The sequence below is a fragment of the Hydrogenophaga sp. OTU3427 genome (assembly GCF_038440225.1).
In the GTDB taxonomy this organism is placed as follows: domain Bacteria; phylum Pseudomonadota; class Gammaproteobacteria; order Burkholderiales; family Burkholderiaceae_C; genus Hydrogenophaga.
On sequence record NZ_JASATI010000063.1, the window covers coordinates 1 to 23,773 of the forward strand.

Consider the following 23,773-nt stretch of genomic DNA (forward strand, 5'->3'; position numbering starts at 1 on the left):
TTGTTGTGCCCCCCCCCCCCCCCCCCCAACACCCACAAAAAAAAAACCCCCCCCCCCCCCCCCCCCCCCCACGGCAGGGTCACGGCCAGGGCCGTGACATCGTTCACTGATTGAGCTTGATGTCGAAGGTCTTGACGATGGCGGCGTTGCGCTCGTACTCGCTGCGCACAGACTGCGCCAGTTGCGCCGCCGTGCTGTCGATACCGACCTCGAAACCGGCACCCACCAGACGGTCGCGCACCTTGGGCGATGCGGCGGCCTTGGCGACGGCGGCGTGGATTTTGTCAACGGTCGCGGCGGGCACCTGGGCCGAGGCGATCACGCCGATCCAGTTGCTGAAGTCGAGGTCGGGATAACCCTGCTCCGCCAGCGTGGGCACGTTGGGCAGCTGCGGCGACCGCGTCTTGGCCCCCACGCCGATGGCGTGCAGCTTGCCGGCGGCGATCAGGCCCTTGGAGGTGGCCATGCCGTCGAACATCAACGGAATCTGACCACCCATCACCTGGGCCAGCGCGGGAGGCGAACCGGGGAAGGGCACGTGCTGCATGTCCAGGCCGGCCTTCTGGTTGAGGATCATGCCCGCGTAGTGCGAAGCCGTTCCGGCGCTGTAGGAGGCGAAGCTGATCTTGCCGGGGTTGGCCTTCACGTAGGCCACCAGGGCCTTCATGTCCTTGGGCTCGAAGTTGGGCGCGGCCACCAGCACCACACTGGCACGCGCGATGGCAGCCACCGGTTTCACGTCCTTGATCGGATCAAAGGCGGTTTTCATCACGTGCGGAATCTCGGTCAGCACGTTGCTGGCGGTCATCATGATGGTTTGACCATCGGCCGGGGCCGAGGTCATCGCCTGCACCGCGATCGCGCCACCGGCACCGGGCTTGTTGTCCACGATCACCGGCTGGCCGATGTCCTGCGACAACTGGTCGGCCACGATGCGGGCCACCACGTCCATGGTGCCGCCGGCCGGCGCCGGCACCAGCAGGCGCACGGGTTTGTCGGTCCAGGCCATGGCGGCCGGCAAGCCCAGGGCCAAGGCGGCGGCGCAAAGCGCGCGGCGTGTGAAGTGGGCGGGAAATCGGGTCATGTCTGTCTCCAAGGGGGGTGTGGGTCATCGGCGCCTTGCCGTTGGAATGGCGACACCGTGAGCGAATGGTAGGCACGCCGGGTGCCGAAGGCTTGATAATTCGCGCCAGCAACTTTCGAATTTGGGACAAGCCATGAGCGCCTTCCTTCCGGTGGTTCGCAGCGCCAGCCTCAACGGCTACGCCGATCTTGCCCAGTCCCTGGGGCTGGACGCGCCGGCCATGCTGCGGGCCGCCGGCATCTCCGCGCGCAGCCTGCAAGACCCCGAAACCCCGCTGAGCACCAGTGCGGTGCGCGCCCTGCTGGAAGCCAGCGCCGAGGCCAGCGGTGCCGAGGATTTCGGGCTGCGGCTGGCCGCGCGGCGCCAGTTCTCGCAACTCGGGCCCATCGCCCTGGTGCTGAAGGAAGAACCCACCGCCCGCGCCGCACTCGACACCCTGTGCCGATACCTGCGCTTGCTCAATGCGTCGCTGTTGACCCGCCTGGAAAGCAGCGACGACCTGCTGGTGATCCGCGAGGAAATCCTGGCCGACTCGACCGCCTCGGTCCGCCAGTCCATGGAGCTGGCCGTGGGGGTGATGCATCGCATCTTGATGGAACTGCTGGGCCCGCAGTGGCAGCCCGTGGGGGTCTGCTTTCGCCACAGGGGGCCTCGCGACACCAGCCGGCACCGCGCCTTTTTCGGCACCCGCGTGGACTTCAACGCCGGCTTCAACGGCATCGTCTGCCGTGCGGCCGATCTCCAGCTGCCCCGCGAGGGCGGCAACCCCGAGATGGCGCGTTTCGCCCGGCAGTACCTGGACCGAGCCCTGTCGCGCGAGCACCAGACCACCCAGGCCACCGTGCGCCAGCTGATCGCCGCCCTGCTGCCCGGAGGCCGCTGCACCTCGCAACAGGTGGCCCAGCACCTGGGGGTGGACCGACGCACCGTCCACCGCCACCTGGCCACCGAGGGCGAAAGCTTTTCACAGCTGCTGCAGTCGGTGCGTTCGGAGCTGGTCATGGCCCAGCTGCGCCATGGCAACCTGGCCTTGTCCGAGGTGGCGGCCTTGCTGGGGTTTGCCTCGCCCAGTGCATTCGCCTACTGGTTCAACCGCAGTTTTGGCTGCAGCGTTCGCGATTGGCGCAAGCGCCAGGCCTGACAGGGCTCAGCGCGGGCGCTGGCGCCACTGTTGGGGGGCCATGCCGAACTGGGCGATGAACCAGCGCGTGAACGAACTCTGGGTGCTGTAGCCCAGCAACTCGGACACCCGCACCAGCGAATAGCGCGGGTTGTCGATGTAGCGCTGCGCCAGTTCACGCCGCACTTCATTGACCAGGGTGGTGAAGCTCACGCCGGCCTCGTCAAGCTGGCGCTGCATGGTGCGAACACTCAGGCCCAGGCCCTGGGCCACGCAGTCGCTGCTGGCGCGGCCGCTGGGCAGCATGAGGTAGATGGCCTTGCGCACGTCCAGCACCACGGAGGGCTCGCTCACATACGGCAGGCTTTCCACAAAACGCTGGGCGTAGCGCGCCATCGCCGGATCAGCCGAGGGGTTGGGCGCGTCCAGATCGGCCGCGCGGCAGACAAAGCCGTTGAACTCGCTGCCGAAATCCAGCCGGCAACCGAACACCCGCCTGTGCAGCGACAGGTCGGCCGGCGCGTCGTGGGTGAAGTTGACGCTGTGGGGTTTCCAGCGCCCGCTCAGAACGGCGGCGCACATGCGGAACAGCACGCCGATGGCCAGCTCGGTGGCCTGGCGCGCAGGCACCTGGGCCACCACCTCCTCACGGATGATGACCATGGGCCCGGCGTCCTCGATCTGGATGGCCAGGGTGTCGTTGAGCAGGTGCCGGTACTGGATGGTGGCGCTGAGCGCGTCGCGCAGCGTCGGCTGGTGGCTGATCAGCAGGCTGACGACCCCGAAGTCGGACAGCTGACGCGACTCCGCCATGCGCAGACCGAATTGCAGTGACCCGCTGGCCTGGGCCGCCGCCTCCAGCAGCCGCACCGCCGCGTCGGCGGGGATGCGTTGCTCGGGGTCGTCCAGCAGGGCACGGTTGAGACCGGCCTCGCGCAGCAGGGGCAAGGGGTTGAGGCCGACGTCGCGCGCCACCTCGAAGAAGTTGGTCAGGACGGCGGCGCGCAGCAAGGTGGGCATGGCATGAAATGATAAGCCGTTGGCAGAACTTGCGAAGCGTCGAGAGGGCGGATTTCCTACATTCATCTCCACAGGCCAGCCCACTTCAGGCCGCCCAACAGGAGACACACATGGCCCAAGCCATTCGCATGCACCAGACCGGTGGCCCCGAGGTTCTGCAGCTCGAAGACATCGACGTCGGCGACCCCGGCCCCGGTCAGGTGCGCCTGCGCCACGTGGCCGTGGGCCTGAACTACGCCGACACCTATTTCCGCAACGGCACCTACCCCATGCCGCTGCCCGCCGGCATGGGCGTGGAGGCCTCGGGGGTGGTCCAGGCCGTGGGCGAGGGCGTCACCCACGTGGCCGTCGGCGACCGCGTCACCTACACCGGCTTCCTCAACACCCTGGGCGCCTACAGCACCGAGCGGCTCATCGCCGCCGCGCCGCTGATCAAGCTGCCCGACGACATCGCCTTCGAGACCGCCGCCGCGATGACCATGCGCGGCCTGACCTCGGCCTACCTGATGCGCCGCATCCACGACTTCAAGGCCGGCGACACCGTGCTGCTGCACGCCGCCGCCGGTGGCGTGGGCCTGATCGTCTCGCAATGGGCCAGGCTGCTGGGCATCAACGTGATCGGCACCGTCTCCACCGACGCCAAAGCCGAGGTGGCCCGGGCCCACGGCTGCACCCACACCATCAACTACAGCCACGAAGACGTGGCCAAACGGGTGCGGGAGCTGACCGACGGCCGGGGTGTGGACGTGGTGTTCGACAGCGTGGGCAAAAGCACCTTCATGGCCTCGCTCGACTCGCTCAAGCGCCGCGGCCTGATGGTCTGCGTGGGCACGGCCAGCGGCCCCATCGAGGGTTTCAACCCCAACCTGCTGGCCATGAAGGGCTCGCTCTACCTGACCCGCCCGGCCCTGGCCGATTACATCGCCGACCCGGCCGAGAAAGCCGCGCTGGCGGCCGAGGTCTTCGGTCACGTGGGCGCCGGCCGCATCCAGATCGACATCCACCAGCACTACGCGCTGGCCGATGCCCAGCAGGCCCACCGCGACCTGGAGTCGCGCAAGACCACCGGTTCGTCCATCTTTGTGATCTGAAGACCCCCGCAGAAGGAGACAAGCATGAAAATCCAAACCCTGACCTGTGCCATTGGCGCCGAACTCATCGGCGTCAACCTGGCCGACGCCTCGCGCGACGACGCCCTGTTCGCCGACATCAAGGCCGCGCTGCTGCGGCACAAGGTGCTGTTCCTCCGCGACCAGAACTTCAGCCGCGCCGAACACGTGGCCTTTGCCCGCAAGTTCGGTGAACTGGAAGACCATCCGGTGGCCGGCAGCGACCCCGACCACCCGGGCCTGGTGCGCATCTACAAAAACCCGGACCAGCCCAACGACCGCTACGAGAACTCGTGGCACACCGACGCCACCTGGCGCGAGGCGCCCCCCATGGGCTGCGTGCTGCGCTGCGTGGAATGCCCGCCCGTGGGCGGCGACACCATGTGGGCCAACATGGCATTGGCCTATGAGAAGCTGCCCGAACACATCAAGACGCTGATCGCGCCGCTGCGCGCCCGCCACAGCATCGAGGCCAGCTTCGGCGCCGCCATGCCCATCGAAAAGCGCCTGGCGCTCAAGGCGCAGTACCCCGATCCCGAGCACCCGGTGGTGCGCACCCACCCCGAGACGGGTGAAAAGGTGCTGTTCGTCAATGGGTTCACCACCCACTTCACCAACTTCCACACGCCCGACAACGTGCGTTATGGGCAGGACTACACCCAGGGCGCCAGCGCGCTGCTGCAGTACCTGATCAACCAGGCCGCCATCCCCGAATACCAGGTGCGCTGGCGCTGGCAGCCCAACAGCGTGGCGATCTGGGACAACCGCGCCACCCAGCACTACGCGGTGATGGACTACCCGCCCTGCCACCGAAAGATGGAGCGCGCCGGAATCATCGGCACGCCCACGTTCTGATTCACACCCTTTTCACCCATACCCGGAGACCACCATGTACTTCCTCGACGGCCACCTGTTCCCTGAAAACCAGCAGCCCCTGGTCATCACCGCCGCGCCTTACGGTCCCGAATGGATTCCTTCGGACTTCCCCGAGGACATCCCGGTGTCCATGGCCGAGCAGGTCCAGAAGGCGGTGGACTGCTACAACGCCGGTGCCACCGTGCTGCACCTGCATGTGCGCGAGCTCGACGGCAAGGGCTCCAAGCGGCTGTCCATGTTCAACGAGCTGATTGCCGGCGTGCGCAAAGCCGTGCCCGACATGATCATCCAGGTCGGCGGCTCGATCTCGTTCGCGCCGGTCGGCGAGGGCGAGGTCGCCAAATGGCTGTCCGACGACACCCGCCACATGCTGGCCGAGCTCGACCCCAAGCCCGACCAGGTGACGGTGACCGTGAACACCACACAGATGAACGTGACCGAACACATGGAAGAAGCCGACATCGCGGGCACCTCCATGGCCACGCCTGAAGGCCGCCGCGCCTACACCGAGATGGTGGTGCCCTCCACCCCGAGCTTTGTGGAAGAGCACGTCAAGCGCCTGTCCGCCGCCGGCATCCAAAGCGCCTTCCAGTTCTACAACCTCAACAGCTTCGAGACCGTCGAGCGCCTGATCCGCCGCGGGATCTACAAGGGCCCGCTGGTGTGCAACTGGGTCGCCATCAGCGGCGGCATGGACGCCCCCAACGTCTACAACCTGGCCAACTTCCTGCGCGCCATCCCCGACGGCACCATGCTGACGGTGGAGAGCAGCATGCGCAATGTCTTGCCCATCAACATGATGGGCATGGCCATGGGCCTGCACGTGCGTTGCGGCATCGAGGACAACCTGTGGAACCAGGCCCGCACCGAGAAGATGACCACGGTGCAGCAGATCGAGCAGCTGGTGCGCATGGCCAAGGAGTTTGGCCGTCCGGTGGCCACCGGCAAGCAAGCGCGCGAAATCTGCAAGGTCGGTGTGTTCTACGACACCGTGGAGGAAACCCTGGCCGCCAACGGCTTCGCCCCCAACGCACCGGGTCGCCAGCAAGGCTTCCTGCGCAAGGCGGCCTGATCCCGTGGCGCCCGCGCTGGCCATCGACGTCTGGTTCGACCTGATCTGCCCCTGGTGCCTGATCGGCCGCCACCAGCTGAACGCCGCGCTGGCCCAGTGGCGGCAGGCCGCGCCCGACGTGCCGGTGACGCTGCGCTGGCACCCGGTGCAGCTCATCCCGCAGGTGCCGCCGCAGGGCTGGGCCTTCCAGTCCTTCTACGAGCAGCGCCTGGGCAGCGCGGCCGCGGTGGCGGCGCGCCAGGCGCAGGTGCGGCAGGCCGCCCAGGCGGCCGGCGCGCGCGTCGACTTCGCGCGCATCCGCACCTTCCCCAACACCGCCGCCGCGCACCGGCTGCTGGGCCTGGCCGCGCGGCAGCTCGGCGAAGCCGGCTTCGACAACGTCCTGCGCGACCTTTTCACCGCCTATTTCGAGCGTGGCCTGGACATCGGCCAGCCACTGACGCTGATGGCCCTGGCCGAGCAACATGGCATTCCGACCACCGACCTCGCCGACACGCTGGCCAACACCGATCCGTTGCCCAAGGTGGATGTGCCGGGCGTGCCGTTTTTTGTCTTCAACCAACGGGTCGCCCTGTCCGGCGCTCAGCCGCCCGAGGTGCTGCTGGCGGCCATGCGACAGGCCACACATGACGCGCCCGTTGTCACCCCTTGAGCGCCTCCATGTCCGAGACCACTGTCCTCATCGTCCCCGGCCTGCGTGACCACGCGCCGCGACACTGGCAGACCCTGCTGGCCGAGCGTCTGCCCCAAGCCCGCAGCCTGCCCCCCATGGGCCGAGACAACCTGGGCCTGGAGCCCCGCATTCAGGGCTTGGACGCCGCCGTCGCGGCCATCAACGGACCGGTGCTGCTGGTGGCGCACAGCGGCGGTTGTGTGCTGGTGGCCCATTGGGCGCAGCGCACCACCCTGGCCGGGCGCGTGGTCGGCGCGCTTCTGGCCGCACCGCCCACCTTCGACCGCCCGCTGCCCGCCGGCTACCCCTCGCTGGAGGGCCTGGACGCGGCAGGCTGGCTGCCCGTGCCACGCCAACGCCTGCCCTTCAAAACCTTGGTGGCGGCCAGCCGCAACGATGCGCTGGGCGAATACCAGGCGGTGTGCGATCTGGCGCGCTGCTGGGGCAGCGAGCTGGAAGACCTGGGCGAAGTCGGCCACCTCAACCCCGCCTCGGGCTTTGGTCTTTGGCCGCAGGCTCAGACCCTGATCGCACGGCTGATGCGGTGAGGGATCAACGGGTGCCTTGACACCTCGGTTTTTGCCGAATAGCGCAAAGGGCGCCGATGTCGCGAGCGGCGGCCGGCTCCATCATCGACGACTCAGCTCGCGTGGCCCGGCCCGTGGATGAGGTTCGGCCATCCTTCGCGTGTGCGGAATGGCTGGCACAGGCAAAAGCGGTGGTGTGACTTTGTCTGAGGCAACGAAGCGAACAGCGTGCTGCTGAAAAGCGAACGTGTTCTGTTGCCGACGAACACCAGGGCGCTGCCCACGTATCACGGCCTCAACGGATCCGACGCTGATGCGTACAACAAGCGCTGAAACCCAACAAATGTCTGTCTGATCTGGTCGGCTGGACCCAGATCGGCAGCCGCGTCGGCCAGTGCATTTTTGTAACGCAATCGCAGGAGCGACGCCAGTTTTTCTGGCCCCAACTCGTCCACACCCTGGCTGACATACTGCCCCAGAACAAACTCGATGAACGCTTGCTGCTTGTATCCGTATTGGCTGCCGGCCAAGGCCTGGGCGTTTGCTGCCCGGTCTGATCGGGTGAGGGTCGGCATGGCAAACGCCACGTAGGCCAGCACATCAAACAGGTCGCTGTTCTCGGCGTCGATCACTCGCTGCATTTCCGCCAAAGGTTCACGGCCAAAGCCCTTGTCTGCCAGGCCGTCCAATAGACCCTTTCGGGTGGCCGGATCAGCCCAGATGTTTCGCAACTCGTCTTCATCCTTGAAGAACTCCGGCAGCGTGCCGAACAGACTCTCCAAGAACTGCGCCGGTGACAGCGGCTTGCCGTCTGGTCCCCAGAAGGTCGTGACCGACATGTGCTGGATACGCCTGAACTTGCCATCGGCCAGCTTGATCACCAGTTTTTCCGGTCGAGGCTCTGGCGGCGGCTTGGGGCCATGCGGTGGGTCGCCTTCACCGCCTCCTGGCTGCGGCGGCGGTTTGGGCTTCGGTGCTTCAGGCTCAAGTGGCTCACCGTCCCACTCTGGGTCATTGAAATGGTGGTGCGCTTTCACAAAATCGAGGATCGTGAAGTAGTCCTTGCCGTCGTACAAACGGGTGCCTCGGCCAATGATCTGCTTGAACTCGATCATGGAATTCACCGATCGAAGCAGAACGATGTTGCGCACGTTGCGTGCGTCCACACCGGTGGACAGCTTCTGTGAGGTGGTCAGGATGGAGGGGATGGTTTTTTCGTTGTCCTGGAAGTCGCGCAGGTGCTGCTCGCCCAGCGCGCCGTCGTTGGCGGTCACCCGAGCACAGTACAGCGGGTTCTGACTGTTGGCATGCTGGTTGATGAGATCGCGCACCAGGGCCGCATGGGCCTGGGTGGCGCAGAACACGATGGTCTTCTCACGCTGGTCGATCATGTCCAGCATCACTTTCACGCGGTGGGTTTCCCGTTCCTTGATCTCGATGACGCGGTTGAAGTCTTTTTCCTCGTAGCGCCTGCCCTGTTCCACTTGGCCCATCAGCACTTCGTCATCGGCGGTGTAGACGTAGTCGTCCATCGTTGTGGCGATCTGCTTGACCCGGAATGGGGTCAGGAAGCCGTCGTTGATGCCTTCTTTGAGGGAGTACACAAACACCGGGTCGCCAAAGTAGGCGTAGGTGTCGGAGTTCAGCTTGCGTTTGGGCGTAGCGGTCAAGCCCAGTTGAACCGCTGGGCTGAAATGGTTCAGGATGTCGCGCCAGGAGCTTTCGTCGTTGGCCCCGCCCCGGTGGCATTCGTCAATGATGATGAGGTCGAAAAAGTCCGGCGGGTACACCAGCACGTAGTCCGCAATCTCGGCGCGCGCACGCTGGCCAGCACCTTGCAAGCGGCCAGCGGTGATGCCGTGCTCGCGCAGCACCCGGCTGCCTTCGACCTGGCCCCAGCCGACAGCCTTGAGGGCGGGGTCAATGTGTTCGGCGCGGGTTTCGGCTTCGTTCATGGGCATTCTCGGCGTGAGTCAAAACCTGATCAAGAAAAATTCGGCCAGAAAGTCACTGTTAAGTCTTTGATTTTGTTGATTTTTTGTCATTTTCTGCCACGTCAAAGCCAGCAAAAATCAAAACCCGATCAAGAAATCACGCCCAGTGGGGCACATAGCCCGCCCGGGGGTGATCCGTGTCGGCCACGCGGATCAGCTTCGCTTCAAGCGCCTTGTTGATGACAGAGGAGGCCTACAGCCGCTCGATCAGTTGTTGGTAGCGGTCTGGGTACTCCGTCAGCTTTGGGGTGGCACTGCCAATGCGCACGTACTGCACACCGTTGAACGCCACCGGTGCGCCTGTGGCGGCCGGAATCTCCAACAGCACCACGCGGCCGACTGGATGCTGTACCGTGCGAAAGCTGAAAGCGATGCTGGGTTGCAGGCTGTTGGCCAGCCACAGCGGCAGCACCTGGTTGCCCACCTTCTTGACATCCGGGACGAAGTCCGTGCCGACCACTTCGTGGGTGAGCGGGCGCGGGGTGTAGTATTCGCCGCCGTTGCGCCCGGCGTTGCCCATGTTCTTGATCTTGGCTTCGTACAGGTGCGACAGCTCGTGCTTTTCGGCCTGCGAGCGGAAGCGCAGTTCGTCCACCCGGTCGATCACGTCGCGCAGGTTGTAGCCGCTCTGGACCTTGTTCTTGATCTCGCTGAAAACCTCGCCAATCTTGTATTCGATGGTCTGCGGCCCGGTCGCGCGTTGCTTGAAACCGGCCAGGTAGGGAAACAGCCGCTGGTTGACCATGTCACACAGGTCGTCGCCGGTGCCCCGGCGGGTTTTCGTGAATCTGCACAATCTCGGTATGCAACCGAGCCCTTTTTCCACGCGCCCCAGCGCGCTCATCGACTTCAGGTCGCCCGACAGCCAGTCGCCGCCCTTGCACCTCGCCTTCGGCGAACCTCGGGAAACGCTGTGTGCACATGGCCTGGACGAGGTCACCCAGGTCATCGGGCAGGCCGAGGCGCGCGCCCGTGCCGGCGCCTGGTGCGTGGGCCACCTGAACTACGAGGCAGCGCCCGCGTTCGACCCGGCGCTGACCACCCACGGCCACCCGGCCGACGCCGGCCCGCTGGCGCAGTTCCATGTCTATGACGCGCCACTGGGGCCGGAAGCGGCGGCGCGGGCGTGGCGGCCCGAAGCCCAGCACCAGGCCACGGTCCGCTGGGACGGCGAGCCACCGCGCGCGGCATTCGAAGCCGCGATGGGCGCCATCCAGCGTGCCATCGCAGCGGGTGAGTACTACCAGGTCAACCTGACTTCGGCTCTGACCGGGACCTTGGAGGGCGACCCCCTGGTGTTGTTCGATCGCCTGCGTGGCGCCCAGCCCCATGCCTATGCCGCCTACATCGCCGGCCTGCACGACAACACCGCCTTGTTGTCGGTATCCCCCGAACTGTTCTTCGACTGGCGCGGCGGTCGCCTGCTGGCCCGCCCCATGAAAGGCACCGCGCCCCGTGGCCACACGCCCGCCGACGACGAGGCGCAGCGCCAGGCCTTGGCCGCCTCGGCCAAGGAGCGCGCCGAAAACGTGATGATCGTGGACCTGCTGCGCAACGACCTCTCGCGCGTGGCCGAGCCCCACACGGTGCGGGTGCCGCGCCTGTTCCACACCGAGGCCTGGCCCACGGTCTGGCAGCTGACCTCGGACATCGAGGCCCGGACCCGCAGTGGCATCGAGCTGCTGGACGTGTTCCGCGCACTCTTTCCCTGCGGCTCGGTCACGGGAGCGCCCAAGGTCCGGGCCATGGCGGCGATCCGGTCGCTGGAACCCGTGCCCCGGGGCGTCTACTGCGGCGCCATCGGTGTGCTGCAGCCCGGCGGCATGGCCACCTTCAACGTCCCCATCCGTACCCTGGCGCTGCGCGGGCAGCGCGTCCGTTGCGGCATTGGCAGCGGCATCACCAGCGACGCACGGGTGGAAGGCGAATGGGCCGAATGGCAACACAAGCGCCTGTTCGCCGACCGGGCGAGCGAAGCCTTCGATCTCCTGGAAACCTTGCGCCTGAGCGACGGCGAGTTGCTGCACGTTGAACACCACCGTGCGCGCATGGCCACCGCCGCTGTCCACTTCGGTTTTGTCTGGGACGCGGCGGCCTTTGAGGCGGCCGCGCGGGCACTTTCGGCGCAACACCCCACGGGGATGTGGCGGGTGCGCCTGCTGTCCGACAGGGCAGGGCGGGTACAGGCGCAGGCCTACCCGCTGGAACCTTCACCCGCCGAGGTGACAGTGCAATTGGCACACACGCCCTTGCCCCACAGCGACGGCGAGTTCTGCCGCCACAAGACCACCCGCCGGGCGCACTACGACGCCTTCGCGCCGACCGAGCCTGGGGTGTTCGACACCTTGCTGTGGAACGAACGCGGCGAGATCACCGAATTCACCCGGGGCAACGTCGCGCTCAAGCTGAATGGCGAATGGCTGACCCCGGCCTTGTCCAGCGGCCTGTTGCCCGGCGTGGCGCGCGCGAGCCTGCTGCAGGCGCACACGCTGCGCGAGGCCGTGCTGCACACCCGCGACCTGGCCGATGCGCAAGGGCTTGCGTTCTTCAACAGCCTGCGCGGCTGGATACCCGCCAGGTTGGGCCCAACCCTTCCAATACCCACATGAACCTAAGAACACATGTGATCTGGCCCTGTAGCCCAGCATTCCGAAACACCTTGACTGTATCTCAAAAGAGAGACAAAATGTCGCAAAGGAGAATTTGATCATGGCCCATTCCACGATGCTGCATGTCCGGGTGGACGAGGACATCAAGACCCAAGCCAGCGAAGCGCTGGCGGCCATGGGGCTGTCGGTGTCAGATGCGGTTCGTATCCTGCTCAAGCGCGTGGTCAACGACCAGGCTTTTCCGCTGGAACTCAAGGTGCCGAACGCGCAGACCCGGGCAGCCATGGAAGAAGCACGCGCAATGATGAACGCCCGCGCTGTACGTTTTGACTCTGGCGACACCCTGATCGATGACCTCGAAAAAAGCCGCCAGCGCTAAGCGCGCCTCACCACCAAGGGCGTGTGACTACACAAAAAGCTTCCTCAGAGACTGGGATCGCCTTTCCCGATCTGGCCGATACGACCTCAACCGCCTGAAGGAGGCGATGTTGTTGCTCATCGCCAACGACGCCGCTCTCGGTCCTGAGTGGCGAGACCACCCTCCGAAGGGTGCGTGGATCGATCACCGTGAATGCCATATCGGCGGCGACTTCCTGCTGGTCTACCGGTTGGACGACAAGGCCATCGTCTTCGTGCGTGCAGGCACACACTCTGAGTTGTTCGAAGAATAGTTCAGGGGTATCCGCTGCTTGTTGCAGCTCAAGCCGGCACCGACACCGCGCCCTTGGCATCGATCGCGACATGCCGATCGGCCACCAGGCGGGCGACGACGGCCTCCACCGTGCTGTCGTCGGCCTTGCCGCCGGCCACCAGCGACCTCACCAAGCCCTGCAGCCGCGCCTTGCGTGTCGGCTTGTTCTTGCTCTTCTGGAGCGACTTGACGACATGGGCGTAGTCGGCGTCGGCCAGCAACACCGGGGCGGCCTTGGCTGCGACCGCCTTGGGCGCTGCTTTCGTAGGGGCCGCCTTCTTGGCGGGAGCCTTCTTCGTCGCGGCCGTCGGCTTGGCCTGGGCGGTCTTTGGGGATGGCGCGGCGGCCGGTTGGCTTGCGGCGACCACGGGTTTCCTGGCCGGGGCCGCCTTGGGAGCGGCGGCCGGGGCCTTGGTCGCCACACGCTTCGCCGCCGCTTTGGCCACCGGCTTGCTTGGCGCGGTTTTCCTGGCCACGGCAGCGGGCTTCGCGAACCCCAGCTGGCTGGCCACGAAGCCCAGGTCCTGGGCATGGGCCAGCATGGGCCCATAACCCTGGTCGTTGGAAATCACCACGATCCGCGCCTCGGGATGGCGCGACGTGATGTAGCCCATGTAGAACGACAGGTGGAAATCGAGCGCGTTCTTCCCCGCGCGGGTGATCGGTATCAGCGTCAGGTTGTCGCCGAAGGCGGCCTGGTGCGCGTCCACCTTCTTCTGGGTCTTGCCGTGAAAAATCCAGACATGTGTCGCACCGGGCACCAGCGCCAGGATGTCCTTGTCCTTGGGCTGCACGTTCTCCCAGTCCACCAGCACATGGGTGGGCGCGTCCAGCAGCGCCATGGGGCCGATCGGCAGCCCGGGTTTGACGGGTGGGTGCTTCTTCGCGTTCTTGACCAGCTTGCGGCCCACCGCCCGCTTGAGGTCGATCGCGCTGTGGTCGGCGAGTTGCAGCAGGTAGAGCAGCACGTCGGCAACCTCGTCCCCGATGTGCTCCTGCACCACCTTGTCGCCGTGTGCGTTCTGCGATTGCTCCGGCGTCATCCACTGGAAAATCTCGGCCAACTCCGCCGCCTCCACCATCAGGGCCATGGCCAGGTTCTTGGGCGTGTGGAAAGGCTCCCATTCACGTTCGGCGGCAAACTGTCTCAGTGACTTTTGAAGAAGTACCAGGTCCATCGTTGATTCGAGGTTGATCGCGGTGAACCGGAGGATACGACGCCGGCCCGACCTGCCCCGGCAGGTGTCCGACAGGCCGATCCGGGCCGCTACACCACGGCACGGACCGACATCGCTTGGGCCTCAGGCGCCCACAGCCCCCTGCCGCAGCACCGCGATGCGGTCCAGCACAGGGGCGAAGCGCGCGACCAGCCGGGTGCGTTCCGTCTGGTGTTCGGCCCAGGCCTCCTGCACCACCTGCTCCGCCGTCTTGCCGTGCTTCAAGGCCAGGCCCGCCAGCGTGTAGGTCGCGCTCACGAGGCACTCACGAAAGGCCTGATCCAGCAAGAACGCCACGTCCGACGGCTGCCGCAGCGCATCGGCCGGCTTGCTCAGGCCCGCCCGATAGGGTTCGATGGCTCCAATGAAAGCCACCTTGTCGGCGTCGGTGGCCAGGTCCGCGAAGTTGCCCCTCATGGCCTCGTGGACCTCCTTCTCCAGCGCGTGCAGCTTGGCGGTCTCTTTTTCCCGGATGGCGGCGGCCTTGCCGCGCCGCGCCGCCAATGCCTCCAGCAAGGCCGACGCCCGCGTCAGCACCTCGCGCTCGGCCTCGGTGAGTTCGTTCTGCTGGACGGATGTGTCGATGCCGCTGGCCAGCCCTCGCAGTGCCGTGGCGGCCGCGGCGTGTTCCTCGGCCGAGACCAGGCTGTGCGATGCGAGTTGTTGGGGCGTTTCCATGGGGTCGCAACGGCATAGAAGGGAAGCGGGCGACCATTATTCCCGCTGCGCCGCCAAATGCCAAGAACCGGCCTGCGACCGCGCTTTGACGCCTGGCAGACGTTGACGCCACTTCACGCGCCCCGCGCCGAGGACCACAATGGACACCCGTCGGTTCAGCACAACCAGCAAGGAGACATGCCCATGGCTCGTTTCGTACAACGCTGCGCATCGATGCTGGTGCTTGTGGGCCTGGTGGCATACGCCCAGGAGCAGCCGATCACGCCCCAGGACATCCAGGCCAACTGGCTGGGCAAGACCCTCGTCGGCACCACGGCGACGGGCGCGCCCGCCACGATGAAGCTGGACAAGGACGGAACGGCCACGCTGACGGCAGGCAAAACCAACGACACCGGCAACTGGCGCCTGTCGGACGCCGGTTACTGCACCACATGGAAGACCGTTCGAGCCGGCCAGGAACGCTGCTTCACCGCGCGCCGAGCCGGCGAGAAGATCACCGTGCTGAACCCGGATGGCTCGGTCAGCGGCCACTTCAACGAAATCCGCTAGCCAGCCCCAGACACTGAGCCGCAACCGGGAGCCATCTCCCGTTGAGGCAGCGCCGGTTCCGCTCTGGCACACACCTGGTTGCGGCCCTGGTGCTTGGCGCGCCACAGTTGCTCGTCGGCCCGCGCCAGCTTGGCTTCGATGTCCGCATCCGACGGCCCCCAGTTCCAGCGAGGTCCCCGGCATCGGATGGCCAACGGTTCGCCCCCGACTTGGCCACGGCTGTCGTTGATCTTCTTGAAGTGATCGATGTCCATCAACAGCAAGAACGAGGGCTTGCCATGGCGCTCGCTGCGGGCCATCGCGCGTTGGGCATGGGCGTGGAAGCCGCCTGTACCGCAGTCGCAGTCCGCACCCGCATTGACGCAGGCGCGCGCCTGCCACCCACCCAGCCCTGGCATGGCCTGCGATCACATCGCCGGAGAGAGGGTCGAGGTAAAGCCTTGCGCGGAAAACGCGGTCGGGCTCGCAGCCGGCTCGCGGGCGAGCGGGGCCGGCCGCAGCGACTGCAGCAGCGCCAGGCCCAGGGGCCAGTCACCGTGGCCGGACTCGATGTTGATGTGCCCGGCGTTGGGCAGGCGCACGAAGTCGCTGCCCCAGGCGCGCGCGTAGGCGCCGGCCAGGCGCACCGGGCAATAGGGGTCGTTGTCGCTGGCCACCAGCACGCTGCGGTAGGGCAGGCGCTGGTAAGGCACGGGAGCGAAGTCGGCCAGGGCGCCACGGCGCTCCGGATCGGCCGGGGCGACCAGCAGCGCGCCAGCGATGCGGCGGCTGGCCGCCGGCGGCAGGTGGGCTGTGGTGATGCAACCCAGGCTGTGGGCGGCGATCACCACCGGGCCAGGCTGGGCCAGGATGGTCTCGGCCAGGCGCTGCACCCATTCGCGCCGGGTCGGCGCGTGCCAGTCGTCCTGCTCCACGCGCACCGCGCCATCCAGCTGCTGCGCCCACAGGCTTTGCCAGTGGCCGGGGCCGGAGCCGCGCCAGCCGGGCACGATCACAAGGGTGGTTTCGCTCACGTGGACACCTCGCGGGATCAGCGGTTGGGCTGCGGGGTCAGGCGCAGGTAGGGCCGAACGGCCTTGAAGCCCTTGGGGAAACGCTGGGCCAGTTCGGCCGGGTCCTGCAGGCTGGGCACGATCACCACGTCGTCGCCGTCTTTCCAGTTGGCCGGCGTGGCCACCTTGTGGCTGTCGGTCAGCTGCAGCGAGTCGATCACACGCAGGATCTCGTCGAAGTTGCGGCCGGTGCTCGCCGGGTAGGTGAAGGTGGTTCGGATGACCTTCTTCGGGTCGATGATGAACACGCTGCGCACCGTGGCGGTGGCCGACGCGTTGGGGTGGATCATGTCGTACAGCGTGGCCACCTGGCGATCGGCGTCGGCCAGGATGGGAAAGTTGACCGTGGTGTTCTGGGTTTCATTGATGTCCAGCACCCACTTGCCGTGCGAGTCCAGCGGATCGACGCTGACCGCGATGGGCTTGACGCCGCGCTTGGCGAATTCGCCCGACAGGGCTGCGGTCTTGCCCAGCTCGGTGGTGCACACCGGTGTGAAATCGGCCGGGTGCGAGAACAGCACCACCCAGCTGTCACCAGCCCATTCGTGGAAGCGGATGGGGCCGGCGGTGGAGTCCTGGGTGAAGTCGGGGGCGGTGTCGCCCAGTCGCAATGTGCTCATGAAATGCATCCTCAATCGGGGGTATGGGACCATTGTTGTGGGTTTGCTTAGACAACGGAACAACTGAATAGTGGTTAGCAAATTCCAAATTCATATAAACCATCGTGTCAGGCACTGACTTCAATCGTCTCGTCACTGGCCAGGGCTTGGTCCACCACCTCGCGCGTGAGCGTCGGTGCGAAGGTCTCGATGAACTTGTAGACATAGCCGCGCAGCCAGGCCCCACGCCGCACGGCCAGCCGGGTGACGTTGATTTCGAACAGGTGGCCGGCCTCGATGGTGCGCAGGTGGCGGTCGCGCACCTCGTCCAGCGCGATGGAAGCCACGATGCCCACGCCCATGCCCAGCTCCACATAGGTCTTGATCACGTCCGCGTCCATCGCGGTGAGCACCACGTTGGGCGTGATGCCGGCCTGGGTGAAGGCGTCATCGATGTGCGAGCGTCCGGTGTAGCCCTGGTCGTAGGTGATGATGGGGTAGTGCGCCAGCTGCGCCAGCGTGACGGCCTCGCCCGCCGCCAGCAGCGGGTGGTGGGGCGGCACCACGATGCTGTGGGTCCAGCGGTAACAGGGCAGGGTCACGAGTTGTGGGTAGGTGCTCAGCGCCTCGGTGGCGATGCCGATGTCGGCTTCGCCGCGCAGCAGCATTTCGGCCACCTGGCGCGGGCTGCCCTGGTGCAGGTGCAGCACCACCTGTGGGTACAAGCCACGGAAGTCGCGCACCGCGTGGGGCAGGGCGTAGCGGGCCTGTGAATGGGTGGCGGCGACCGTCATCACCCCCTCCGCCTGGGACACGAAGTCGCGGCCCGCCAGCTTGAGGTTCTCGGCCTCGGTCAACAAGCGCTCCACGATGGGCAACAAGGTGGCGCCGGGATCGGTCAGGCCGGTCAGCCGCTTGCCGGCGCGCGCGAAGATGGGCACGCCCAGCTCCTCCTCCAGTTCGCGGATCTGCCGGCTCACACCGGGTTGCGAGGTGTAGAGCATGGACGCCACCTCGGTGAGGTTGAAGCCGCAACGCACGGTTTCGCGCACGGAGCGCAGTTGTTGGAAGTTCATGAGAGAGATGGAAGCGCGAACGAAGGGGTTGGGCCGGGGGCGCCCCTCGCGCGGGAAACCGCGCTGACGCGTCCCGGCAGTCTCATGGTCAGAAGCCCGCGAGCACCGCGCCCTTGAACTCGGTCTGGATGAACTGGCGCACCGGTTCCGACTGGTAGGCCTTGACCAGCTTGGCGACCCAGGGCTGGTTCTTGTCCTGTTCGCGCACGGCCAGCAGGTTCACGTAGGGGCTCTTGGCGCTTTCCTGCGCGATCGCGTCCTTGGCCGGGCTCAGGCCGGCGGACAGGGCGTAGTTGGTGTTGATGGCCGAGGCGTCGAGGTCGTCCAGCGAACGCGGCAGTTGCGCGGCGTCCAGCTCCACGAACCTGAGCTTCTTGGGGTTGCTCACCACGTCCAGCGGCGTGGCCTTGAGGCCGGCGTCGGGCTTGAGCTTGATCAGCCCCTGGTCCTGCAGCACCAGCAGCACGCGCCCGCCGTTGGTGGGGTCGTTGGGGATGCCGAACTTGGCGCCTTCGGCCAGGTCCTTGAGGCTCTTGACCTTCTTGGAGTAGATGCCGATGGGGAAGTTGACCGTGTAGCCCACGGGCGCGAACTTGTAGCCGCGGTCCTTGATCTGCTGGTCTAGGTAGGGCTTGTGCTGGTAGCTGTTGGCGTCCAGGTCGCCGGCGGCCAGGGCGGCGTTGGGCTGCACGTAGTCGCTGAATTCGACGATCTGGATCTTCAGGCCGTCCTTCTCGGCGATCTTCTTCACCTGTTCGAAGATTTGCGCGTGGGGACCGCCGGTGACGCCGATCTTCAGCGTCTTGTCCTGTGCCAGCACGGGCAGGGCGAGGGCCGCGCCCAGCGCGAGGGTCAGCGTCGATTGGAGCAGTTGCCGTTTGATCATGGTGTGTTTCCTTTGGGGACTGGGTTTGAAAAATGAGTGCTAGGGTCGGGAGAAAAATCAGGCCGTCACTTGTGGCTGAGCCGGCGCACCAGCCAGTCGCCCAGGCTTTGCACGGCCTGCACGAAGGCGATGAGCAGCAGCACGACGGCCAACATCACCTCGGGCAGAAAGCGCTGGTAGCCGTAGCGGATGCCGAGGTCGCCCAGGCCACCACCACCGATGGCGCCGGCCATGGCCGAGTAACCCGTGAGGCTGACCAGGGTGATGGTGAAACCGGCCACGATGCCGGGCACGGCCTCGGGCAGCAGCACCTTGAAGACGATCTGCCAGGTGGTGGCGCCCATGGCCTGGGCCGCTTCCACCAGGCCGCTGTCAACCTCGCGCAAGGCCGTTTCCACCAGCCGCGCGATGAAGGGCGCGGCCGCGATCGTCAAGGGCACCACCGCCGCGGCCGTGCCGATGGACGAGCCCGTGATCAGGCGCGTGAACGGGATGATGGCCACCAGCAGGATGATGAAAGGCGTGGAGCGCACCGCGTTCACCAGGGTGCCCACGGTGTGGTTGAAGGTGGCGTTGTCCAGCACGCCACCGCGATCGGTCAGGCGCAGGGCCACGCCCAGCGGCACACCGAGCAAGGCCCCCACGGCGCCCGAGACACCGACCATGGCCAGCGTCTCGAAGAAGGAGGTGATGAACAGCTCCAGCAGGACCGGCGGGAAATGGAGGGACAGCCACTCAAGCATGGGCCACCTCCTGCACCAGCACGCCCGAGCCACGCAGGTGGCCCACGGCGGCCTGGAGTTGCTCGCGCGCCCCGCTGGCCAGCACCGCCAAGCTGCCGAACGGATGGCCCTGCACCTCGTCGATCTGGCCGTGCACGATGTTCAGGTCCAATCCGAAGCGACGCACCAGGTCGGACAACAAGGGGCTGTCCGACGCCTGGCCCGCGAACACCAGCCGCAACAGGCTGGAAGGCGCCTGGCCCGGCGCGCCCAGCAGGACCCGCACGCGCTCCAGCACGTGGACCGGCAGTGCCTGTGGCACGACGTCGTCGAGCAGGCTGCGGGTCACCTCGTGTTGCGGCTGGCTGAACACCTGCAGCGTCTCGCCCTGTTCGACGATCTGGCCGGCCTCCATCACCGCCAGGCGGTGGGCGACCTGCTTGATGACCTGCATCTGGTGAGTGATGAGCACCACGGTCAGGCCCAGCTCGCGGTTGATTTCCTGCAGCAGCGCCAGGATGGACCGGGTGGTCTCGGGGTCGAGCGCCGAGGTCGCTTCGTCGGACAGCAAGACCTTGGGGCGGCTGGCCAGCGCGCGGGCAATGCCCACGCGCTGCTTCTGCCCGCCGCTGATCTGGGCCGGGTAGCGGTCGGCCAAGGCCCCCAGGCCCACCAGTTCGAGCAGCGGCGCCACGCGGGCTCGGATGTCATGGCGGGAGAGGCCGGCCAGCTCCAGCGGCAGCGCCACGTTGTCGTACACGGTGCGCGAGGACAGCAGGTTGAAGTGCTGGAAGATCATGCCGATGTCGCGGCGGGCCGCGCGCAGACCGGCGGCGTCGAGCGAGGTCAGCGGGCGCCCCGCCACGGTGACCGTGCCCTGGGTGGGCCGGTTCAGCAGGTTGATGGTGCGCACCAGCGAGCTCTTGCCCGCGCCGCTGCGCCCGATCACGCCAAAGACCTCGCCGCTGCCGATGTCCAGGTCCACCCCACGCAGCGCGTGGACCGGGCCTTTCGGCCCGCGGTAGGTCTGGTGTATGCCTTCGAGTCGGATCATGGCCCGGCGGCTCAGAGCTTGGCGATCGACACTTCGGTCGACTTGACCAGCGCGACCACGTCGGAGCCGACCTTCAGGCCCAGGTCGTCGACGGAGCGGGTGGTGATGACGGAGGTGACGATGCCCCAGGGGGTTTCGACATCGACCTCGGAGACGACGTCGCCGCGGATGATTTCCTTGACCTGGCCCTTGAACTGGTTGCGGACGTTGATGGCTTGGATGGACATGACACATTCCTTTGGAAGAGTGGAAGAAGAACAAGAAAAATGAAAGCGACACGCTGATGCCAGGCGACGCGGCAACAGTTCCCCAGGCCGCGCGGATGGCGCGGCCGGTGTGTCGTCAGGGAGCAGGGGAGGGGCAGCGGGCCGAAGCGGCCGCCGGGTCAGGCGCTACATCGCACCCGAGACACCGGCACGGACGCCCGGCCCGCCGCCAACGGCATTCGCGGGCCGACGCTGCAAGGAACAAGGAGGTGGTGGGTGCTCATGGGGATGGGTACGGGGTGGGTATGGGCTCGATGATGCTTCAGGCATCAAAGATCTAGAACCAATACGTTTTCAGTTGCTCATAACCAAAAGAGCTATGGATAAAGTCCCACAGAATCAATACCGCCTGAACAAGCGCCCCACAGGCACCGCATGGCCTTGTGGTGTTTTGCCGACAGGTTGGCCGTTTGATCCAACGCGGACCGGGACCTTCACCTCCTGCGTGGTCAGACGCTGAAGCCGGTGTCGAAGGTGTTGCGCACTTCCAGGCGCTGCTTGATCAGGCCGGCGCTGAAGTAGAAATCGGCGGTGCGCTGCTGGTCGGCCACCACCTGGTCGTCGATGGCAATCCAGCGCGTGGCGCGACGCTCGAACTGCAGCCGCGCGGCGTCCTCGGGGATGCCGATGATGCGCGCCAGCGTGGCGCTGAAGGCCTGCGGGTTCTGGTAGGACCAGCGCTGCGCGCGCGCCACCCGCGTCTTGAAGTCCTGCAGCACGGCGCGCTTGTCGCGCAAGGCCGATTCGGTGCCGGCCAGGTAACCCAGGCCGGACGACAGGCCGCGCCCGTTGACCAGCACGCGCGCGTGGCCGCTGGTCTCGGCCAGGGCGGTGTAGGGATCCCAGGTGGCCCAGGCGTCCACCGAGCCCTGGGTCAGCGCCAGCTTGGCGTCGGCCGGCGGGATGAAGCGCAGCTGGATGTCGTTGACCGTGAGGCCCACCGCGTCCAGCGCCTTGAGCGTGACGTAATGGCCGATGGAGCCGCGGTTGGTGGCCACGCTCTTGCCCTTGAGGTCGCGCGCGTCTTTGAAAGGCGCGTCGGGGCGCACCAGGATGGCGGTGCCGTAGGCGTCGGAGCGGCCGGCCGCGAAGGCCTTGATGCGGCTGCCGGCCGCTTGCGTGAAGAGCAGCGGCGCGTCACCAATGAGGCCGAAGTCGATGGCGTCGGCGTTGAGCGCCTCGGCCAGCGGCGCGGCGGCCGGGAACTCGCTCCACTTGATGTCGTAGGGCAGGTTCTTCAGTTCGCCGGCGGCGTCGAGCAGGGCTTGCAAGCCGCCTTTCTGGTCACCGGCGCGCAACAGCACGCGGGACTGGGCATGCAGCAGCGTGGGCGCGAGCGATGCGGTGGCGAGGGTGGAGAGGAAATGGCGTCGTTGCATGGTCGGTGTGTTGCAAAGGGTGGATCGTGACTGGCATTGCAGCACCCGGCTGGCGCAACGGGAAGCGCGCTTTTCTCACATGCTTATGCGCAAAATAGGCGCCTTCAATACCCCCGCGTGGGGTCCACCACATCCCGCAGCGGCTGGCCGGCCAGGTAGCGGTGCAGGTTGTCGTCGAACTTCTGCAGCGTGAGGGCCGACACGCCGCCCGCCGACCACGACAGGTGAGGCGTCAGGCGCACCCGGGGATGGCTGTAGAGCCAGTGCTCGTGGGGAGGCGGCTCGGGTTCGGTCACGTCCAGCGTGGCACAGGCCAGGGGTCCCCGGTCCAGCGCTTCGCGCAGCGCACCGTGGTCGATCAGGGCACCACGGGCGATGTTCACCAGGTGCTGGCCCGGGCGGGCGTGTTGCAGCGCCTGGGCATCGATGATGTGCCGCGTCGCGGGGGTGCTGGGCAAGGCCAGCACCACGTGGTCGGACGCCGCCAGCAGGCCATGCAGGGAAGCCGCCCTGGCCACACCAGGGTGCGCCAGCGCACCGTCCGTGCGCCGCAACGCCGACACCTGCATGCCAAAGGCCAGTGCCCGCTGCGCAATCGCCTGGCCGATGGCGCCAAAGCCCACCAGCCCCAGCGTCTGCCCGGCCAGCTGGCCGATCGGCGTGGCGCAGGCGCGGTCGAACTCGCGCCGCCAGGCCAGGGCGTGCCGGACCTGCCGCGTCGGCCAGGCCTTCACCTGGTCCAGCAGCGCGGTCATCACGTACTCGGCGATCGGCGCCGCCGCCACGCCACGGGCACAGGTAACCTGCGGCACCGCGAACAACCAGTCGGGAAAATAGTCGATGCCGGCCGAGGCCAGGTGCACCCAGCGCAGCCGGCCGGGCCAGCCATCGGGCTTGTCGCGCGGCGCGTCGCGCCAGCCGTTGCGGGGCGCGGTCAGCAGCACCTCGGCCTCGCCGCAGCGCTGCCAGGCCCGCGTGCCCGCGTCGTCGTGCACCACCACGCCCGGTGGCGGCCGCAAGCTGCCGGCATCGAGCTGGTTGATGACCACCAGCGGGCGCGCGGGCGAAGCGGGATAGCGCATCGCTCAGACCGCCAGCGCACGGCGGCCGGCCTGCTGCCAGACGCTGTCGTCCTGCGGCGTGTGGATGCGGCCGCACAACACGTCGCGCCAGTGGCGCTCCAGCGGGTTCTTGCGCGCCAGACCGTGGTTGCTGGTCAGCGACTGCGCGGCCTCCACCGCCTGCACCGCCTGGTTGGTGATCAGGCTCTTGACGAGGCCACTCTCGTGCCCCGGCACCAGCCCCCCCGCGTCCACGTCGCGGGCGAGGCTGGCGATCAGGCGATCGTTGCTGAGCAGCAGACCTTCGATGCGGCCCACCACCTCCTGGGCCCGGGGCAACGTGGCCAGCGGCGCGCCCAGCGACGATGGCGCGCGCGTGCGCAGGAAACCCACCACCCAGTCGCGCGCGGCCCCCCCCCCCCCGGGGGTTTTCACCCGGGGGGGGCCCCCCGGCGGGGG

At 66.9% G+C, this 23,773-nt stretch carries 26 protein-coding genes and 2 pseudogenes; 10 read left to right on the forward strand and 18 right to left on the reverse strand.

The genetic code is table 11. The annotated features are described in order from the left end of the window. Positions 1 to 103 precede the first annotated feature (103 nt). Positions 104 to 1,084, reverse strand: a complete 981-nt coding sequence (locus AAHB17_RS22600; RefSeq protein WP_342133295.1) for a tripartite tricarboxylate transporter substrate binding protein — start codon at positions 1,082 to 1,084, stop codon at positions 104 to 106. 133 nt (positions 1,085 to 1,217) lie between these two features. On the opposite strand from AAHB17_RS22600, the gene AAHB17_RS22605 reads away from it, so the two are divergent. Then, positions 1,218 to 2,225 (forward strand): AraC family transcriptional regulator, encoded by a 1,008-nt coding sequence (locus tag AAHB17_RS22605; RefSeq protein ID WP_342133296.1) that lies wholly within the window; start codon positions 1,218 to 1,220, stop codon positions 2,223 to 2,225. 6 nt (positions 2,226 to 2,231) lie between these two features. Here AAHB17_RS22605 and AAHB17_RS22610 read toward each other — a convergent pair whose 3' ends face one another. After that, the gene (locus AAHB17_RS22610) at positions 2,232 to 3,224 is read right to left on the reverse strand and encodes an AraC family transcriptional regulator (protein ID WP_342133298.1); all 993 of its coding nucleotides are present in this window, start codon (positions 3,222 to 3,224) and stop codon (positions 2,232 to 2,234) included. 110 nt (positions 3,225 to 3,334) lie between these two features. Between AAHB17_RS22610 and AAHB17_RS22615 the strand changes: the two genes are divergently transcribed. Genes AAHB17_RS22615 through AAHB17_RS22635 form a run of 5 tightly spaced genes read left to right on the forward strand, consistent with a single transcriptional unit; the run spans position 3,335 to position 7,502 of the window. Next, entirely contained in the window at positions 3,335 to 4,315 is a 981-nt protein-coding gene (locus tag AAHB17_RS22615; RefSeq protein ID WP_342133300.1) for a quinone oxidoreductase family protein, read from the forward strand. 24 nt (positions 4,316 to 4,339) lie between these two features. Next, positions 4,340 to 5,188, forward strand: coding sequence for a TauD/TfdA dioxygenase family protein (locus tag AAHB17_RS22620; RefSeq protein ID WP_342133302.1), 849 nt, complete (start codon positions 4,340 to 4,342; stop codon positions 5,186 to 5,188). 34 nt (positions 5,189 to 5,222) lie between these two features. Continuing rightward, positions 5,223 to 6,281 carry a 3-keto-5-aminohexanoate cleavage protein gene (locus tag AAHB17_RS22625; RefSeq protein WP_342133304.1) on the forward strand — a complete coding sequence of 353 codons (1,059 nt, stop codon included), beginning with the start codon at positions 5,223 to 5,225 and terminating at the stop codon, positions 6,279 to 6,281. A gap of 4 nt (positions 6,282 to 6,285) precedes the next feature. Beyond that, positions 6,286 to 6,933 (forward strand): DsbA family oxidoreductase, encoded by a 648-nt coding sequence (locus AAHB17_RS22630; RefSeq protein WP_342133306.1) that lies wholly within the window; start codon positions 6,286 to 6,288, stop codon positions 6,931 to 6,933. 8 nt (positions 6,934 to 6,941) lie between these two features. After that, complete coding sequence (locus AAHB17_RS22635; RefSeq protein WP_342133308.1) at positions 6,942 to 7,502, forward strand: RBBP9/YdeN family alpha/beta hydrolase; 561 nt, start codon at positions 6,942 to 6,944, stop codon at positions 7,500 to 7,502. A 266-nt stretch (positions 7,503 to 7,768) separates the two neighbouring features. Here the strand turns inward: AAHB17_RS22635 and AAHB17_RS22640 are convergent. Beyond that, a pseudogene (locus tag AAHB17_RS22640) lies at positions 7,769 to 9,268 on the reverse strand (type I restriction-modification enzyme R subunit C-terminal domain-containing protein); the annotation flags it as partial. A 400-nt stretch (positions 9,269 to 9,668) separates the two neighbouring features. Next, complete coding sequence (locus AAHB17_RS22645; RefSeq protein ID WP_342133311.1) at positions 9,669 to 10,271, reverse strand: AlbA family DNA-binding domain-containing protein; 603 nt, start codon at positions 10,269 to 10,271, stop codon at positions 9,669 to 9,671. 7 nt (positions 10,272 to 10,278) lie between these two features. Between AAHB17_RS22645 and pabB the strand changes: the two genes are divergently transcribed. From pabB to AAHB17_RS22660, 3 genes are all read left to right on the forward strand, one after another. Next, the gene (pabB, locus tag AAHB17_RS22650) at positions 10,279 to 12,084 is read left to right on the forward strand and encodes an aminodeoxychorismate synthase component I (protein ID WP_342133312.1); all 1,806 of its coding nucleotides are present in this window, start codon (positions 10,279 to 10,281) and stop codon (positions 12,082 to 12,084) included. A gap of 100 nt (positions 12,085 to 12,184) precedes the next feature. Next, positions 12,185 to 12,463, forward strand: coding sequence for a type II toxin-antitoxin system RelB/DinJ family antitoxin (locus tag AAHB17_RS22655; protein ID WP_342133314.1), 279 nt, complete (start codon positions 12,185 to 12,187; stop codon positions 12,461 to 12,463). Then, the gene (locus AAHB17_RS22660) at positions 12,435 to 12,755 is read left to right on the forward strand and encodes a type II toxin-antitoxin system YafQ family toxin (protein WP_342133316.1); all 321 of its coding nucleotides are present in this window, start codon (positions 12,435 to 12,437) and stop codon (positions 12,753 to 12,755) included. The genes AAHB17_RS22655 and AAHB17_RS22660 overlap by 29 nt, the downstream gene beginning before the upstream one ends. Before the next feature lie 28 nt (positions 12,756 to 12,783). Here AAHB17_RS22660 and AAHB17_RS22665 read toward each other — a convergent pair whose 3' ends face one another. From AAHB17_RS22665 to AAHB17_RS22675, 3 genes and pseudogenes are all read right to left on the reverse strand, one after another. After that, a complete protein-coding gene (locus tag AAHB17_RS22665) occupies positions 12,784 to 13,617 on the reverse strand; it encodes a PIN domain-containing protein (protein WP_342133329.1) in 834 nt (277 codons plus the stop codon). 30 nt (positions 13,618 to 13,647) lie between these two features. Next, a pseudogene (locus AAHB17_RS22670) lies at positions 13,648 to 13,953 on the reverse strand (nucleotide pyrophosphohydrolase); the annotation flags it as partial. A 123-nt stretch (positions 13,954 to 14,076) separates the two neighbouring features. Beyond that, positions 14,077 to 14,670, reverse strand: a complete 594-nt coding sequence (locus AAHB17_RS22675) for a hypothetical protein (protein ID WP_342133317.1) — start codon at positions 14,668 to 14,670, stop codon at positions 14,077 to 14,079. Between the two features lie 183 nt (positions 14,671 to 14,853). Here AAHB17_RS22675 and AAHB17_RS22680 point away from each other — a divergent pair, with 183 nt between their 5' ends. Next, positions 14,854 to 15,219 (forward strand): hypothetical protein, encoded by a 366-nt coding sequence (locus tag AAHB17_RS22680; RefSeq protein ID WP_342133318.1) that lies wholly within the window; start codon positions 14,854 to 14,856, stop codon positions 15,217 to 15,219. Here the strand turns inward: AAHB17_RS22680 and AAHB17_RS24805 are convergent. The 11 genes from AAHB17_RS24805 to AAHB17_RS22730 form a co-directional block, all read right to left on the reverse strand. After that, positions 15,216 to 15,617 carry a GGDEF domain-containing protein gene (locus tag AAHB17_RS24805; protein WP_446719645.1) on the reverse strand — a complete coding sequence of 134 codons (402 nt, stop codon included), beginning with the start codon at positions 15,615 to 15,617 and terminating at the stop codon, positions 15,216 to 15,218. The genes AAHB17_RS22680 and AAHB17_RS24805 overlap by 4 nt on opposite strands. 9 nt (positions 15,618 to 15,626) lie before the next feature. After that, positions 15,627 to 16,232, reverse strand: a complete 606-nt coding sequence (locus tag AAHB17_RS22685; protein ID WP_342133319.1) for an RBBP9/YdeN family alpha/beta hydrolase — start codon at positions 16,230 to 16,232, stop codon at positions 15,627 to 15,629. A gap of 17 nt (positions 16,233 to 16,249) precedes the next feature. Then, positions 16,250 to 16,891 (reverse strand): peroxiredoxin, encoded by a 642-nt coding sequence (locus AAHB17_RS22690; protein WP_342133321.1) that lies wholly within the window; start codon positions 16,889 to 16,891, stop codon positions 16,250 to 16,252. A 107-nt stretch (positions 16,892 to 16,998) separates the two neighbouring features. Then, complete coding sequence (locus AAHB17_RS22695; protein ID WP_342133322.1) at positions 16,999 to 17,946, reverse strand: CysB family HTH-type transcriptional regulator; 948 nt, start codon at positions 17,944 to 17,946, stop codon at positions 16,999 to 17,001. An 88-nt stretch (positions 17,947 to 18,034) separates the two neighbouring features. Next, positions 18,035 to 18,832, reverse strand: a complete 798-nt coding sequence (locus tag AAHB17_RS22700; RefSeq protein ID WP_342133323.1) for a MetQ/NlpA family ABC transporter substrate-binding protein — start codon at positions 18,830 to 18,832, stop codon at positions 18,035 to 18,037. A 65-nt stretch (positions 18,833 to 18,897) separates the two neighbouring features. Then, the gene (locus AAHB17_RS22705; protein WP_446719646.1) at positions 18,898 to 19,575 is read right to left on the reverse strand and encodes a methionine ABC transporter permease; all 678 of its coding nucleotides are present in this window, start codon (positions 19,573 to 19,575) and stop codon (positions 18,898 to 18,900) included. Continuing rightward, positions 19,568 to 20,608, reverse strand: a complete 1,041-nt coding sequence (locus AAHB17_RS22710) for a methionine ABC transporter ATP-binding protein (protein WP_342133324.1) — start codon at positions 20,606 to 20,608, stop codon at positions 19,568 to 19,570. Before AAHB17_RS22710 ends, AAHB17_RS22705 begins: the two co-directional genes overlap by 8 nt. An 11-nt stretch (positions 20,609 to 20,619) precedes the next feature. Continuing rightward, entirely contained in the window at positions 20,620 to 20,835 is a 216-nt protein-coding gene (locus AAHB17_RS22715) for a TOBE domain-containing protein (protein ID WP_342128446.1), read from the reverse strand. A gap of 488 nt (positions 20,836 to 21,323) precedes the next feature. Beyond that, positions 21,324 to 22,253, reverse strand: a complete 930-nt coding sequence (locus AAHB17_RS22720; protein WP_342133325.1) for an ABC transporter substrate-binding protein — start codon at positions 22,251 to 22,253, stop codon at positions 21,324 to 21,326. A gap of 104 nt (positions 22,254 to 22,357) precedes the next feature. Beyond that, the gene (locus AAHB17_RS22725; protein WP_342133326.1) at positions 22,358 to 23,335 is read right to left on the reverse strand and encodes an NAD(P)-dependent oxidoreductase; all 978 of its coding nucleotides are present in this window, start codon (positions 23,333 to 23,335) and stop codon (positions 22,358 to 22,360) included. 3 nt (positions 23,336 to 23,338) lie between these two features. Continuing rightward, on the reverse strand, positions 23,339 to 23,773 hold a 435-nt coding region (locus AAHB17_RS22730; RefSeq protein ID WP_342133328.1), incomplete at its 5' end, for an acyl-CoA dehydrogenase family protein.

Coding starts and splice junctions, on each gene's coding strand:
- AAHB17_RS22665 (WP_342133329.1), bottom strand. CDS start 13,617: ATGGCGCTGCTGGACGCGCCCACCCATGTGCTGGTGGACTGGGAGAAC.
- AAHB17_RS22715 (WP_342128446.1), bottom strand. CDS start 20,835: ATGTCCATCCAAGCCATCAACGTCCGCAACCAGTTCAAGGGCCAGGTC.
- AAHB17_RS22610 (WP_342133298.1), bottom strand. CDS start 3,224: ATGCCCACCTTGCTGCGCGCCGCCGTCCTGACCAACTTCTTCGAGGTG.
- AAHB17_RS22625 (WP_342133304.1), top strand. CDS start 5,223: ATGTACTTCCTCGACGGCCACCTGTTCCCTGAAAACCAGCAGCCCCTG.
- AAHB17_RS22675 (WP_342133317.1), bottom strand. CDS start 14,670: ATGGAAACGCCCCAACAACTCGCATCGCACAGCCTGGTCTCGGCCGAG.
- AAHB17_RS22655 (WP_342133314.1), top strand. CDS start 12,185: ATGGCCCATTCCACGATGCTGCATGTCCGGGTGGACGAGGACATCAAG.
- AAHB17_RS22615 (WP_342133300.1), top strand. CDS start 3,335: ATGGCCCAAGCCATTCGCATGCACCAGACCGGTGGCCCCGAGGTTCTG.
- AAHB17_RS22605 (WP_342133296.1), top strand. CDS start 1,218: ATGAGCGCCTTCCTTCCGGTGGTTCGCAGCGCCAGCCTCAACGGCTAC.
- AAHB17_RS22690 (WP_342133321.1), bottom strand. CDS start 16,891: ATGAGCACATTGCGACTGGGCGACACCGCCCCCGACTTCACCCAGGAC.
- AAHB17_RS22680 (WP_342133318.1), top strand. CDS start 14,854: ATGGCTCGTTTCGTACAACGCTGCGCATCGATGCTGGTGCTTGTGGGC.
- AAHB17_RS22660 (WP_342133316.1), top strand. CDS start 12,435: ATGACCTCGAAAAAAGCCGCCAGCGCTAAGCGCGCCTCACCACCAAGG.
- pabB (WP_342133312.1), top strand. CDS start 10,279: ATGCAACCGAGCCCTTTTTCCACGCGCCCCAGCGCGCTCATCGACTTC.
- AAHB17_RS22705 (WP_446719646.1), bottom strand. CDS start 19,575: ATGCTTGAGTGGCTGTCCCTCCATTTCCCGCCGGTCCTGCTGGAGCTG.
- AAHB17_RS22695 (WP_342133322.1), bottom strand. CDS start 17,946: ATGAACTTCCAACAACTGCGCTCCGTGCGCGAAACCGTGCGTTGCGGC.
- AAHB17_RS24805 (WP_446719645.1), bottom strand. CDS start 15,617: ATGCCAGGGCTGGGTGGGTGGCAGGCGCGCGCCTGCGTCAATGCGGGT.
- AAHB17_RS22710 (WP_342133324.1), bottom strand. CDS start 20,608: ATGATCCGACTCGAAGGCATACACCAGACCTACCGCGGGCCGAAAGGC.
- AAHB17_RS22725 (WP_342133326.1), bottom strand. CDS start 23,335: ATGCGCTATCCCGCTTCGCCCGCGCGCCCGCTGGTGGTCATCAACCAG.
- AAHB17_RS22620 (WP_342133302.1), top strand. CDS start 4,340: ATGAAAATCCAAACCCTGACCTGTGCCATTGGCGCCGAACTCATCGGC.
- AAHB17_RS22720 (WP_342133325.1), bottom strand. CDS start 22,253: ATGCAACGACGCCATTTCCTCTCCACCCTCGCCACCGCATCGCTCGCG.
- AAHB17_RS22700 (WP_342133323.1), bottom strand. CDS start 18,832: ATGATCAAACGGCAACTGCTCCAATCGACGCTGACCCTCGCGCTGGGC.
- AAHB17_RS22635 (WP_342133308.1), top strand. CDS start 6,942: ATGTCCGAGACCACTGTCCTCATCGTCCCCGGCCTGCGTGACCACGCG.
- AAHB17_RS22600 (WP_342133295.1), bottom strand. CDS start 1,084: ATGACCCGATTTCCCGCCCACTTCACACGCCGCGCGCTTTGCGCCGCC.